The sequence below is a fragment of the Actinoallomurus sp. NPDC052308 genome (assembly GCF_040679195.1).
GTDB lineage: Bacteria > Actinomycetota > Actinomycetes > Streptosporangiales > Streptosporangiaceae > Actinoallomurus > Actinoallomurus liliacearum.
Genome location: NZ_JBFAUM010000004.1, coordinates 162,322 through 174,562, shown reverse-complemented (window position 1 = coordinate 174,562; position 12,241 = coordinate 162,322). Strand labels below are relative to the sequence as shown.

Sequence of the window (12,241 nt, the reverse complement as noted above, 5' to 3'; positions counted from 1 at the left end):
GGGCTCCGGGTGCTCTTCCCCGGGGCGTACCAGGGGTCTCAGCTGACCGGCATCGCCTCACGGGCCCGGCGCTTCATCCGCTCGGCTCCCTCGTGCTCCATCTCCTCGCCGTACTCCTCCTCCATCCGCAACGCGACGCCGAGTGCGAAGAAGGTCGGCGCCCACTCACCGACGAAGATCCCCCAGCGGTCCGCCCGGTCTATTCCGGCGTGCTCCTCCGCACGCATCGAAATCGCCCAGCTGGCGAACGACGCCAGGACCGATCCAAAGCCCGCGATGTACATCATGTCGGACGTGATCCCGGCGCGGCGCATCAGCCTTATCATCGTTAACCCCCCGTTGACCTGCGCATTTTCCTCGATATGGACCGGTACCCGAGGGTCGGTGCGCCATGCCGTTCACGGTGTTCAAATCACCGCCAACTGCCACCACAGCCCCTTACATCAAAGAGACGGACGGTCCACGGCCGGCGACCGGACGGACGGGCCGAGCGGCGGGGAGCGGCGCCGTACGTGAACACTCCCGACGGCAGGCCACAATGGAGACATGCTCCCTGTGGCGCTCTTCCTCGCGTTCCTGCTGCTGCCCGTGCTGGAGATCTACGTCATCATCCAGGTCGGGGAGCTGATCGGCGGCTGGCCCACGGTGGCGCTGCTGCTGGCCGAGAGCATCCTGGGCGCCTGGATCATCCGGTACGAGGGTCGGCGAGCGTGGCGCGCGCTGAAGGAGGCGTTCGGCGGCGGTGGGATGCCCGACCGGGAACTGGCCGACGCCGGGCTGGTCCTGGTCGGCGGGGTGCTGCTACTGACGCCCGGTTTCGTGACGGATCTCTTCGGATTCCTGTTCGTGCTGCCGTTCACCCGGCCGCTGGTACGCCTCCTTCTGTCGCGGTACGTCGCGCGGCGGGTGTCCACGGCGCGACGCCGCGCGACCCTGCGGTTCGGCGATCTGGGCGGCGTGTACGGCCCCGGGCCGGGTGAGCCGGAGCCGGAACCGGAGCATCGCGTGGTGCGCGGAGAGGTCATCGAGGAGGACCGGGAGACGGACCGGCGCTGAAGAACAACGCACGGGCCGTGCCGTCGAGGGGCTGACGGCACGGCCCGTATGCGTTCGGTGTTCTGTTATGCGGTCCTTCTGCGCTGTGCGCGCAGCACGGCCAATCGCTCGGCCAGGACCTCCTCCAGATCTTCGATCGTGCGGCGCTCCATGAGCATGTCCCAGTGCGTGCGGGGCGGTTTACCCTTCTTGGACTGGGGCATCTCGCCATTGACCATCAGGGCGGTCGCGCCGCAGCTCCGGCACTCCCAGGTCATCGGCACCTCGGCCTCCGCGGCCAAGATGACGGTGAACCGGTGGCCCTTCGGGCAGTCGTACATGACCTCCTGCCGCGGGGCCAGGTCGGTGTTTCGATCGTTCTCGTAGCTCGTGGCTCCGAGTCGGGTGCCGCGAAGTGCGCGCTCGGCCATCGTGACGTGCCTCCCAGACGGCGTGCGTTCTCCTAGACGTGAACGCTGGATACCGTCACAAGATTCCCGCCTTGGCCTGGATCCAACCCTGGGAAGACCGATCGTTTCCCAAGGTCGCCCCGCTCCTACCACCTGAACAGCGCAGATAGTCTATCAGCGCAGGCCCGAGAAGGTACGGACCGGTACGGATCATCCAGGCGAGTCGGTCCAGTCCAGGCTGGTTCGGGGTCAAAAACGTAACGGTTACTTCATTAGCGTGACGCTCCGTGCAGAGCGAGGCTGAGGTCCATCTCGCCTCCTTGACCCACGGGAGAGGTCCAGGCTCTCAGCGTTTCCGATGGGCGCGTGCGGGTCGGTTGGATCAAGCAGAGTGTCGCCCCCGGGCCTGCAACCGCGCATCGCGGAGTCGTAGGCCGGCGGAACATCGCCGCCGTCCGGTGACCTGACCGCAAAGTGGTGGGGGATCTTGTTCGCGCTGCATACCGGGATTCGGTGTGAGTTCCTGCCCCAAGCACTACGGTTCGGCGCTGGGGTGACGTGCTGGCACCGCCTGCGGGGCTGGTCGAGGCGGGGGCGTAAGACTGGTGGCACTAGGAGTCGCCGGTCTAGCGGCGGCCGGCCGCCTGGATAGGTTCCCGGGCGGTGATCGACGGCTCGCACCTGCGGGTGCTCAAGGGCGGCCCAGAGGCGGGCCGTGCCCGATCGACCGCGCGCGAACGGACTTGAAACACCATGTCCTGATCAAGGGCACGGGATCCCGCTCGCGGTGTTGGGGACCGGCAGCACCTGTAACGATGCCACCCGGGCTGATCGGCAAGGTCCCGTCGGCGCGACCTGGCGCAGACCCGTCCGGATCTTTCTGTTGCGACCTCTTAGTTTCCGACGGTCTCGGCGGCCTTGATCGACTGGGACTCGATGATCGCCGCTGACGGTTGTGCGGTCCGGCTCTCGCGCGGCCAGATCCGATCGCAAGGATCCGCTGTGGTGGGGCCCGTCAACGTGGCGACGGTCGATAAGACTGACGCCTTGCTGACCCGCAACTGATTCTTCTCGGTAGCATACTTCTACTACTGGGTCTTCGCTCTGGCCACTTGAATGGGTGTGGAGCCATGGCGTCTAAGTATCCTCGGAGACCTCCTGAACCGGATCCGAGCCTATACCTCACCGAAGAACGTCTCGCGGAGCGATTTGGCTGCCATCGCGACTCTTTGTATGAACTTCGCCGCCAAGGTCGAATCCCGTTTATGCGCATCTCTAATCGCATCGTGTACAGGATTAAGGACATTGACCGCATTGAGGCGGCCTTCCTCAATGAGGTGGCAGAGTGAGTGCTGCAAGGCGCGTGACGGGCGGCCGTCGACCTCATCAGCGTGTTACCTGACGTGGAGCCGTCTAGGACTGGGTGGAAGATCATTGATTCGGTGCGGAGATGGCAAGTGATGCGCCAATGAGATCGAAGTCGAGTTCCAGGCCGGTGTCCAGGATCGTTGAGACGTCCGCGTGGTCGGCCGATCGTACGAGTCGTTCTCCAGAGAAGACACCGATGGGTGCGGGCTCGGGGGAGCCGGGGACAGGCGCAAGGGAAAGCGCATCGGCGCCAGTGGTCGTCTCGCTGTTCTCAAGGTTGATGTCGATGCGGGCGGTGGCGTTCTCGAGGAGAGTGCGTAGGAGGCTGCGGTGGCGTGTACGGGTGAGGTCGAGCAGATCGAGTATTTCTGAGGTTGAGGCGGTGAAGCGCTGTCGCCATTCGGAGATGGTCATCGTCGTCAGCCACTCGCGGGGTCGGTGCCGCCTGGCTGATCGTCTTCGGGGATCTGCCGGGCGATCTCGTGGGCGAGGCGTCGGGATCGCAGACCCTGCATCATCAGTGACAGGGCGCGGGCGTCACTGACGCCGTAGCGGATGTAGGGACCCAGCTCAGGGCAGAGCCGGTGGTCGCTTTCGGCATCGGCGAGGTAAAGGTTCACGAGTTCGACCAGTGCACCTACGGTCCAGGCCAGGAAGTGCTCGAAGCGGTGGGTAACGGCGTCCACCATTGCCTCGATACGTCGGGCGGCGTCGGTCATCTGCGCGAGGTGGGTTTCGGCGAGCTGCGCGTAGGAGCGGCCGTTTAGCCAGTCGGCGAGGACGGCGGATATGGAGACGTCGAAGCTTGCTCCCTTGGGCGTCGTCCGGAAGTCCCATGCGGCGGTGTTTTCGGGCAGCGCGAGCAGGGCACTGATCGCGCCGGTCCTGGCGAGGAGCTCGAGCGTGGGGCCGGCCCGGTTGAGAATGTCGGCTTCTGGGGGGTCTTGTTGACTGATCAGCTTGGCGAGCTGCCGGGCGCGAGCGTCGATGACCTGTGCTGACCCGATGCTGGTGCCGGTGCGAGGCCAGCGGCGTCGGGCGGTCGGATCGGTACGCATGTACTGGCGTTGCACGGTGTGGGCGACCGCCGAGAACGTTGGCACGTGCTCGGGTGCCTGTGCCGCGGCGAGCAGTTCATCGATGAATACGTCGAGGTCCACCTGATCAGGATCGATACCGCGGGCTTCCTCATCGGCGAGGTAGAACCATAGGAATGCGACGAAGTCGGCGGCCGCACCGCCGGCTCGGCGCAGGACAGCGTCATCGGCTTCCCTGGCGATGTGCTCCAGGTCAGCGATGGCCCGCAGGGCACTGGTGGCGGCGATGGAGGAGGAAAAAGTGAGTTCCTCGGCCGTCGGGGCCAGATCAGCGAAGTCGGCAGCGGACGGGGCGGCTGCCCGGACGAGCACGATCCATCCTTCGGTCTCTTTGCCGGCCCGGCCGGCGCGGCCGACGGCGTTGACCATGCGCGGGCCTTGCAGCCGGGCGTCCTCAGGCATGCCGTCGTAGGTCTCGTCGTAGATGACGACGGTGTGGACGGGCAGGTTGACGCCGTCGGTGAGGGTGGAGGTGCAGGTCAGGTGTGGCAGTGTTTCGGCGCGGAGTGCGTCTTCGAGTGCTTCGAGGACTTCGATCGGGAGTCCGGCGTGGTGGAATCCGACGCCGCAGGCGAGCGTGCGGGTGAGGGGGTGCTCGTCTCCAAGCTGGGTGCGGACGAAGTCGGCGAGGCTGTGCGCGGCAGGGTGGTCGGGGCAGCATATTCGCCAGGGCGAGGGCGATGCGTTGTGTTGTCGCTCGGGTCGGACAGACCGTCAGGGCGGTGCCCGCGTGTCCGATGAGGGCGATCATCTTCGCCGCGATGACGTAGTTGGGGTCGGACTTCGCGGTGTCCTTTTTTCTGCCTTCGGTTTGATCGGGGTCGTCGGCTTTGAGCACGAGGGTACCGACGGGTTCCCTGGTGATGAGTTTGACTTTGGTGCCCGGGGCGGTCAGCATCGCCAGGTAACGCGGTCCGTGCTCGGCGAGTTGATCGGCGGCGCGTTTGATAGTGGCCGAGATGTGGGTCGTGGCAGCGTGTTTCTTGATTTCCCATAGCTGGAAGACCAATGTGCCGTCGGTGACCTCATAGACCACCAGGCCGTCGGCGCCGGTCCCGGTCGGATCGGCCTTGACCTCCTCGGCGTGGACCAAGGTCCGGCCATCGGCGGTCACGGTGCGATCGCGGATGAGGCGGTTCCACAACAGTTCTGCGACGAATCCCTCCAGGTGGTTCCGGATCTTTTCCATCGCCGTCGTGTCGTAGGTAGGCAGCCCGAAGGCCGGCTGTACGAAGACCTCTACCGCGCGCTTGTCCAATCGCTGTAGTCGTGTTCGCCGTCGCGTCTGGCGCGCCACTTGCCCAGCACTGGGGATTCGCCGCAGCGGATTCGCATGGCGTCGAGCCATGCGCGGCGGTGCGTTCGCTCGTCACGCTCGCTCAGTTTCGCCGGCGGGGGATGGCGGGCCTGAATTGCTGTGAATCGTCATGTTTGTTCCGTGCTCCCAGAGTTCAGAATGCGGTGCGTTCGGCCTGACTTGTTGGCGGAATCCTCTGATAGGTCTCGACAATCGGCAAGCGGGTGGGCTGGCTCCGTAACCGGATGTTGATCGTGGGGAAGAGTCGTAGAGCCGTGCCCACGCCGGCGATCATGGTCAGCTACGAGCCTGTCTTGCGGTCCCGGGGCGGGGAATTGTCCGTAGGAGGTTCACAGGCCCTTGAGGGCAGACCGAACGGCCAGTGGAGGGGGCCGCGACTGGCCGTTCCCCGCAGCGGGAGGGTGATCTGGAGCAGGTCGGGACGGCGGAACGCTTCTTGGTTCCGATCTGCTCCAGACGAGGCCCTCCAGTTCGCGCGTGCGAAAGCGCGCCGTCGGGAGGTACGAGGAGATAGGCGAGTGCGTCGTCGCCTACGGTGTCGAAGGGTAACCATCTACTGGGGCTGGAGTGCGGCACTTCGTCCGGTGCGGAACGGCCCAGGAGTCTCCGCAGTTACCGGCCCGAGCAGCTGATACGTGGCGGGGTACTACTCGGACAGGGACTGCACAAGGCGGTCCAGCACGCCGTTGTGTCTCGGGGGATCGACTCCGTCCTCGTGCGCTCGGGGTGCTCGCCCATTGCACAACCGGAGTGAACATGGCCACCACGAACGACAGCCTCCATGCCGATCTCCTCGTCATCGGCTTCGGCAAGGGCGGCAAGACGGTCGCCGCGAAGATGGGGAGTCTCGGCAAGCGCGTCCTGCTCGTCGAGCGGTCGGACCGGATGTACGGCGGCACCTGCCCCAACGTGGGTTGTGTGCCGACCAAGGCCCTGGTCCACCATTCCCGCAAACGCCGGCCGGAGGACTCACCGCAGGAGTGGTACGAGCGGTCCATCGGGCAGGTCCAGGCACTCACGAAGCTCTTCCGCGGCGCCAACTACGAGGGCTTGAACGGTATGGACACCGTCACGGTCATCACCGGTAAGGCCGCCTTCATCGATCCGCACACCGTGGGCGTCGATACGGGCGACGGCCGCCTCACGATCACCGCCGAGACGATCCTCCTCAACACCGGCTCGGAGCCGGTCATCCCGGGCATCCCCGGGTTGCGAGAGAGCCAGTACACCGTCACCAGCGCCGATCTGATCCAGACGACCGTCCTGGCGGCTCGCGATCATCGGCGGCGGATACCTCGGCTTGGAGTTCGCCTCGATCTACCGGCAGTTCGGCTCGCAGGTCACCGTCTTCGAAGCCGCGCCGAAGATCCTGGGCCACTTGGACGATGACGTCGCCGCCGTCGCCCAGAGCATCCTCGCCGCCGAGGGCACCGACATCATCGCGGGCGCGCACGTCACGCAGGTCCGCGACGGTGACACCGGCGCCACCGTCGTCTTCGAGAAGGACGGCCGGCAGCACAGTGTCGAAGCCGACGCCATCCTCGCCGCCGCCGGCCGCGCTCCGGCGACCCGGGACCTCGGCCTCGACGCCGCCGGGGTGCGCACCTCCGAAAACGGAGCGGTGGAGGTCGACGAACACCTGCGTACGAGCCGGCGGCACATCTACGCACTCGGCGACGTCAACGGCGGACCACAGTTCACCTACACCTCTCTCGACGACAGCCGCATCGTCCTCGATCAGCTCATCGGCGAGGGCACGCGGACGACGGCGGATCGCGTCGCCATCCCCCACACCGTGTTCATCACGCCGCCGCTGGCCACCGTCGGAATCACCGAGGAGGCCCGTGCCGCCGGTCACCGGGTGAAGATCGCCGGCCAGCCGGTCGCCGAGATCGTGGCGATGCCCCGCGCGTACATCGTCGAGGACACGCGCGGAGTCATGAAGTTCGTGATCGACGCCGACACCGACGAGATCCTCGGCGCCGCCATCCTGAGCGTCGACGCCCAGGAGGTCATCAACACCGTCGCGCTCGCCATGCGGCACGGCGTCAAGGCTGCCGAACTCCGCGACGCGGTGTACAACCACCCGACCTCGACCGAGGCCTTCAACGACGTGCTCGCCACGATCGTGCGAACCGACGAGCCCGAAGCCGGGCAAGGGTAGCCGTCCGCCCCGCACCGTCCGCGACTCCGGTACGGCGACGGTCAGCAGCCGGTCGCGGGTTCGGCGATCTCCACGTACACCTTGATGGCCCCGGGTTCGCCGAGGGCGGTGAGGGCGTCGTCGTAGTGCTCCAGGCCCGGGATCGGGTGGGTGAGGAGACGCGACAGCCAGCCGGGGTGCCGCGCCTCGGCGACGGCGAGGTCGCGGACGCCCTCCTCGAAGTGCTCGCGGTTGGCGTTGACGGTGCCGAACATGACCTTGTTGCCGAGGACGAAGTCCAGGTTGATCGCATCGGAGGGGACCTCGGTGCGCCGCATACCGCCGGTGACGCTGGACAGGATCAGCACGCCGTTGCGGGCGAGCAGGCTGCACATGGCGTCAAAGACGATCGGGGAGTATCCGGTCGCCTCGAACACCAGGTCGTAGCCGCCGCCTTCGGCGGCCGCCTGCCGCAGCGAGGTCCGCCTGGTGCTGAGGTAGGTCGCGCCGATGGCGCCGACCAGGTCGGAATTGAGGTACGGCGGCTCATCGAGCCCGAAGGTGGTGACCTCCAGGCCGCGGTTGCGCAGGATCATGGTGGCGAGAAGCCCGATGGTGCCCGCGCCGAGGACCGCCGCGCGGCGCGGTCGCCAGACCTTGAGTCGGCGTTGGATGTCGTAGGCCTCCATGATGCCCTTCTCGGCCACGCTCGTCGGTTCCAGCAACACGGCGACGTCGTGGAGTCGTTCGGGGACGTGGATGAGGTAGCGGGGCTCTTCGACGTAGTACTCGGTCAGGAAGCCGTGGACGCGGCTGATGCCGTGCTCGTAGTAGGCGTCGTCGGTCGTCATGTCGGGCGTGTCGATGAGGTCGTACAGGCTCTCTCCGGCCCGGCGGACCCGGGCGACGACGTAGTCGCCGGGCTCGACCTCGGTCACGGCCGGCCCGACCTCCTCGACGACGCCGAGGCTCTCGTGTCCGGTGATGAGGATGTCCTGTCCGGCGGGCGCGGCGCCGTACTCGCCGGCGTTGATCTCCTTGTCCGTGCCGTCCAGGCCCAGGCGCAGCATCCGTACGAGGACGCCCCTGCCACCGGGCACATCCGTCACCTTGGGCTTCGGCACCTCGGCCAGATGGGTGGTGTGGGCCTTTCCGGGGTATACGGCGACTGCTTTCATGATCGCCCCCTTGTCGCGAATGGTTCATGACGGAACGGCCGCGCGTGGATGCGCATCGCGGGCGGCGAGTAGCGGCAATCGAGGAACCGGCACGCGTACGCGCTGTCGTGGATGAGCTTGCCGCAGGCCACGGTGCCGCGATACCGCCGGTACAGCAGTGCCGCGGCGAGGGCGCCGAGCGGCGGCCCGGTCAGATAGACCCACAGTCCGGTCCAGAGCACGCCGACGAGTGCGGGCCCGAAGCTACGGGCCGGGTTGAGGCTGGTCCCGGACACCGGCGCCTCGGTGAAGATCAGCACCGCCGTCAGAAGACCGGCCGCCGCCGGGGTGAAGGGCATGAGGCGCGGCCGGTCGACGAAATTCAGGATCAGCGTGACCAGCAGGAAGGTCATGACGGTCTCCACGCCCAGGGACGCCGCCGGACCCCCCATCGCCGGGACGGTGGCCCCGAGACGGACGTCGGCGGCGTAGCGGCCCCAGACGAACAGGGCCAGCAGCGCACCGGTGACCGCTCCGGCGAACTGCGCGCCGGCGTACGCGGCGGCCGAGCGCGCGGTGAGCTTGCCGAGCAGGAAGAAGGCCAGGGTGACGGCCGGGTTGATGTGGCCGCCGCTGGTCCGGCCGAACGGTGAGTAGACGATGAGCGTGGCGGCACCCGCGGTCAGGATCCCCGTCAGCATCCGCCGCAGGTCGTGGCTGGGAACGGCCGTGACGACGGGCGAGCCGGTCGCCAACCCCGCGACGGCCACGCTGATGACCAGCGCCAGCAGGATCGCCATGCCGGCGAACTCCGCGGTGATCTCTCGCCATCCGGCCATGTCACCTCACTCGATTCGGCCGGCTTCACGTCGTTCGGACTGGGCGATGGCCCAGGCGGCGTTGACCAGCCCGATGTGGCTGAACGCCTGGGGGAAGTTCCCGAGCAACTCGCCGCTGGACGGATCGACCTCCTCGGCAAGCAGGCCCAGGTCGTTGACGTAGGCGGCGGCGCGTTCGAAGACCGTACGGGCGCGTTCGGCCCGGCCGGCCAGGGCGAGCGCCTGGGCGAGCCAGAAGGTGCACAGCAGGAACGTGCCCTCCTCGCCGGCGAGACCGTCGACGCCGGCCTGCGCGCGGTAGCGGTACACCAGGCCGGCGTCGTCGGTGAGCCGTTGTTCGATGGCCTCGATGGTGGCCAGCATGCGCGGGTCGTCGGCGGGTAGGAACCCGACCATCGCCATCATCAGGGCGGAGGCGTCCAGGTCCTGCGACCCGAAGTACTGGGTGAACGCCCCGGCGCGCTCGTTCCAGCCCTCTGACAGCACGGTCGTCCGGATCTCCTCCCGGGTCCGTTTCCAGAACTCGACGTGGTCCTCGGCGCGCAGCCGCTCCGCCAGGCCGATGGCACGGTCCAGCGCCGCCCAGCACATGACCTTCGAGTACAGGAAGTGCCGCGGTTCGCCGCGTACCTCCCAGATGCCCTGGTCCTTCTCGGTCCAGCGTTCGGCGGCGATGTCGGCGCAGGCGATCAGGAAGCACCGGACGTCTTCGTCGACGTCGCCGATCTGGTCGGCGAGACGGTGGGCCGCGTCGAGCAGTTCGCCGTACACGTCGATCTGCCGCTGCTTCCATGCGCCGTTGCCCACGCGGACCGGGCGGCTGTCACGCCAGCCGTGCAGGTGCGGCATGGTGCGTTCGCTGAGGTCGTGCTCGCCGCCGACCCCGAACATGATCTGCAGGACGCGGTCCTTGCTCAGCGAGGGGGCGGCCGTGGTGAGGAAGGCGAAGAAGTCGTTCGCCTCATCGGGACAGGCGGCGACCCACAGGGCGGCCATGGTCAGGGACGCGTCCCTGACCCACGCGTAGCGGTAGTCCCAGTTCCGCTCGCCCCCGACGCCTTCGGGCAGCGAGGTGGTCGCGGCCGCCACGATCGCGCCGCTCGGCTGGAAAGACAGCGCCTGCAGCACCCGTCCGCTGCCGTGCACCAGTTCGCGCCAGGGCCCCTCGTACGCCTGGTGCAGCGCGGACCACGACCGCCAGGCGGCGATCGTCGCGTCCAGGCGGGAGGACAGCTCATCCTGGGGCCAGACCCGCGCCGGGGTCTCCTCGAGCGTCGAGCGGTGCAGTCCGAAATGCAGCGTCTCGCCCGCGCGTACGGTGCCGGTGCCCCGGCCGGCGGAGTCACTGACATCCATCGGGATCGGCGTGGTCAGCACTAGCCATTCGGCGCCACCTCGCGAGGTCACACCGCCGTCCGCGGCCGTCAGGATCGGGAAGATCAGCCCGTACTCCGGCCGCGGGCGGTACTCGATCTCCACGGGCACCTGCCCCTCGATGCCGGCGAGTCGGCGTGCCAGTACCCGGGGGACGCCGACGCCGAGCCGGTGACCTCCGTTGTCTGGACCGACCAGGAGGGCGTCGGTGAGCACGGCGACCCCCGTCTCGGTCCGGAAGGTCGTCTCCAGCACCATCGTCCGCGCCACGTATCGCCGGGAGACCCGGTAGGGGACGGACGGGTGAATCGACCAGTGGCCGGCCCCGTCGTCCAGGAGGCGGCCGAAGACGGACGGGCTGTCGAACCGGGGGAAGCACAGCCAGTCGACCGAGCCATCGCGGCTGATCAATGCCGCGGAGTGGCGATCGGAGACCAAGGCGTAATCGGCGATCGGCGTAGCGCTCACGGCAGCTCCCACACGCAAGTACCTCATATCAATGCAGTGCTGCCGGAGCGACCATCGTCAACCCTTTTACGGAATGACTTGGCAAAGTCGGGTCCGAATCCCTCCGGTGGCCGGGCGCCGCCTCAATTGATCATTCTGTTAGGAATTCTAAGGCCTCAATGTCCTGTTTCTCCGGCTCGCCGACCGGCCAGCCGACGCCGCTGCCGGAATGATGCTTGACCGCCACCTCGCACTCGAACCTAAGCACGTCGTCTTGTACGTCCGGCTCGGCCTGACCGTCGTCGACCTCGCGACCCAGCACAGCGACGTTCCGCGACTCGCTGACGTAATGGTGCGAGAGGCCGTCGAGTCCGGTGACGCCTACGCCGCCAAAGAGGTCCTAGCGCACGAGACCTGCCGTTCGTACACGCCAGTGGCGCTGACCGAGACGATGCAGGGCGCTTGGCTCGGCCGCCGCGGTTCCCGCTGCGCCCCTGGAAACCTTGACCGCCTCCACCGACGCGAGCGAAGCGACGATCGCCACGGTCCTCGCAGACCGGGCGGCACGCTCACGGGACGGGTCTACCGTAAGACCGTGACCGAACGGGACGGAGAATACGCGCGCTGACGAATCCCCGAGGGCCGCAGCCACGACAGGTCAGGGGCAGCGGCAGCGGCTCGTCGACGACCAAAGGTTCACCGTGGAAGGGCTCGGGTCTGCCCCAGCGACTCTCCGGTTCCAGCTGTTCACCGCGCCCGGCCACCGGCCGGTGGCGGTTGTGACGCAGATGATAGGCGAAGGCCCGCCTCTGACAAGCAGTGCGGAGACCTACGTCTCCGCCTTCTGACGTCGCCACCTTCCCGACGCGACGGAGCCGCCCATCTGGATCCAGCGGCAGATCCTCCCGGAAACCGAGTCCTACTTCGAACGAGTCACCTTCGAGCACGCCGACCCGGCGTCGTACACCGTCACCGGCCCGGGATGGGTCACACTCACCGACGAGGAGGTGACCCGGCTCGTTGGCGCCTTCGTCGACCCGACACGCGGTGACG

Annotated in this window: 13 protein-coding genes and 1 pseudogene; 6 read left to right on the top strand and 8 right to left on the bottom strand. The window is 67.4% G+C overall.

Annotated elements, in window-relative coordinates; genetic code table 11:
- Positions 1-38: 38 nt before the first annotated feature.
- On the bottom strand, positions 39-314 hold the full coding sequence (locus AB0L00_RS15410) for a hypothetical protein (RefSeq protein ID WP_345346516.1): 276 nt from the start codon (positions 312-314) through the stop codon (positions 39-41).
- A gap of 232 nt (positions 315-546) precedes the next feature.
- Between AB0L00_RS15410 and AB0L00_RS15405 the strand changes: the two genes are divergently transcribed.
- On the top strand, positions 547-1,056 hold the full coding sequence (locus AB0L00_RS15405; RefSeq protein WP_364433669.1) for an FxsA family protein: 510 nt from the start codon (positions 547-549) through the stop codon (positions 1,054-1,056).
- Positions 1,057-1,121: 65 nt separating this feature from the next.
- Here AB0L00_RS15405 and AB0L00_RS15400 read toward each other — a convergent pair whose 3' ends face one another.
- Complete coding sequence (locus AB0L00_RS15400) at positions 1,122-1,466, bottom strand: RNA polymerase-binding protein RbpA (RefSeq protein WP_252783493.1); 345 nt, start codon at positions 1,464-1,466, stop codon at positions 1,122-1,124.
- Between the two features lie 460 nt (positions 1,467-1,926).
- Between AB0L00_RS15400 and AB0L00_RS15395 the strand changes: the two are divergent.
- Both AB0L00_RS15395 and AB0L00_RS15390 read left to right on the top strand, forming a co-directional pair.
- Positions 1,927-2,028: pseudogene (locus AB0L00_RS15395) on the top strand (IS5/IS1182 family transposase); the annotation flags it as partial.
- Positions 2,029-2,575: 547 nt separating this feature from the next.
- Positions 2,576-2,794 carry a helix-turn-helix domain-containing protein gene (locus AB0L00_RS15390; protein WP_364433667.1) on the top strand — a complete coding sequence of 73 codons (219 nt, stop codon included), beginning with the start codon at positions 2,576-2,578 and terminating at the stop codon, positions 2,792-2,794.
- 82 nt (positions 2,795-2,876) lie between these two features.
- Here the strand turns inward: AB0L00_RS15390 and AB0L00_RS15385 are convergent, their stop codons facing one another.
- Genes AB0L00_RS15385 through AB0L00_RS15375 form a run of 3 tightly spaced genes read right to left on the bottom strand, consistent with a single transcriptional unit; the run spans position 2,877 to position 5,168 of the window.
- Positions 2,877-3,227 carry a hypothetical protein gene (locus AB0L00_RS15385; RefSeq protein ID WP_364433665.1) on the bottom strand — a complete coding sequence of 117 codons (351 nt, stop codon included), beginning with the start codon at positions 3,225-3,227 and terminating at the stop codon, positions 2,877-2,879.
- A 5-nt stretch (positions 3,228-3,232) separates the two neighbouring features.
- Complete coding sequence (locus AB0L00_RS15380; RefSeq protein ID WP_364433663.1) at positions 3,233-4,312, bottom strand: hypothetical protein; 1,080 nt, start codon at positions 4,310-4,312, stop codon at positions 3,233-3,235.
- A complete protein-coding gene (locus AB0L00_RS15375; protein WP_364433661.1) occupies positions 4,305-5,168 on the bottom strand; it encodes a hypothetical protein in 864 nt (287 codons plus the stop codon). Before AB0L00_RS15375 ends, AB0L00_RS15380 begins: the two co-directional genes overlap by 8 nt.
- A gap of 816 nt (positions 5,169-5,984) precedes the next feature.
- Here AB0L00_RS15375 and AB0L00_RS15370 point away from each other — a divergent pair.
- Together AB0L00_RS15370 and AB0L00_RS15365 are read left to right on the top strand one after the other, a co-directional pair.
- The gene (locus tag AB0L00_RS15370) at positions 5,985-6,617 is read left to right on the top strand and encodes an FAD-dependent oxidoreductase (protein WP_364433658.1); all 633 of its coding nucleotides are present in this window, start codon (positions 5,985-5,987) and stop codon (positions 6,615-6,617) included.
- Complete coding sequence (locus AB0L00_RS15365) at positions 6,529-7,392, top strand: FAD-dependent oxidoreductase (protein ID WP_364433655.1); 864 nt, start codon at positions 6,529-6,531, stop codon at positions 7,390-7,392. Before AB0L00_RS15370 ends, AB0L00_RS15365 begins: the two co-directional genes overlap by 89 nt.
- A 41-nt stretch (positions 7,393-7,433) precedes the next feature.
- Here AB0L00_RS15365 and AB0L00_RS15360 read toward each other — a convergent pair whose 3' ends face one another.
- Genes AB0L00_RS15360 through AB0L00_RS15350 form a run of 3 tightly spaced genes read right to left on the bottom strand, consistent with a single transcriptional unit; the run spans position 7,434 to position 11,209 of the window.
- Positions 7,434-8,549, bottom strand: coding sequence for a glucose 1-dehydrogenase (locus AB0L00_RS15360; protein ID WP_364433653.1), 1,116 nt, complete (start codon positions 8,547-8,549; stop codon positions 7,434-7,436).
- On the bottom strand, positions 8,546-9,367 hold the full coding sequence (locus AB0L00_RS15355) for an aquaporin (protein WP_364433650.1): 822 nt from the start codon (positions 9,365-9,367) through the stop codon (positions 8,546-8,548). The genes AB0L00_RS15360 and AB0L00_RS15355 overlap by 4 nt, the downstream gene beginning before the upstream one ends.
- 6 nt (positions 9,368-9,373) lie before the next feature.
- The gene (locus AB0L00_RS15350) at positions 9,374-11,209 is read right to left on the bottom strand and encodes a glycoside hydrolase family 15 protein (protein WP_364433647.1); all 1,836 of its coding nucleotides are present in this window, start codon (positions 11,207-11,209) and stop codon (positions 9,374-9,376) included.
- A gap of 208 nt (positions 11,210-11,417) precedes the next feature.
- Here AB0L00_RS15350 and AB0L00_RS15345 point away from each other — a divergent pair, with 208 nt between their 5' ends.
- A complete protein-coding gene (locus tag AB0L00_RS15345; RefSeq protein ID WP_364433645.1) occupies positions 11,418-11,816 on the top strand; it encodes a hypothetical protein in 399 nt (132 codons plus the stop codon).
- The last annotated feature ends 425 nt before the right edge of the window (positions 11,817-12,241 follow it).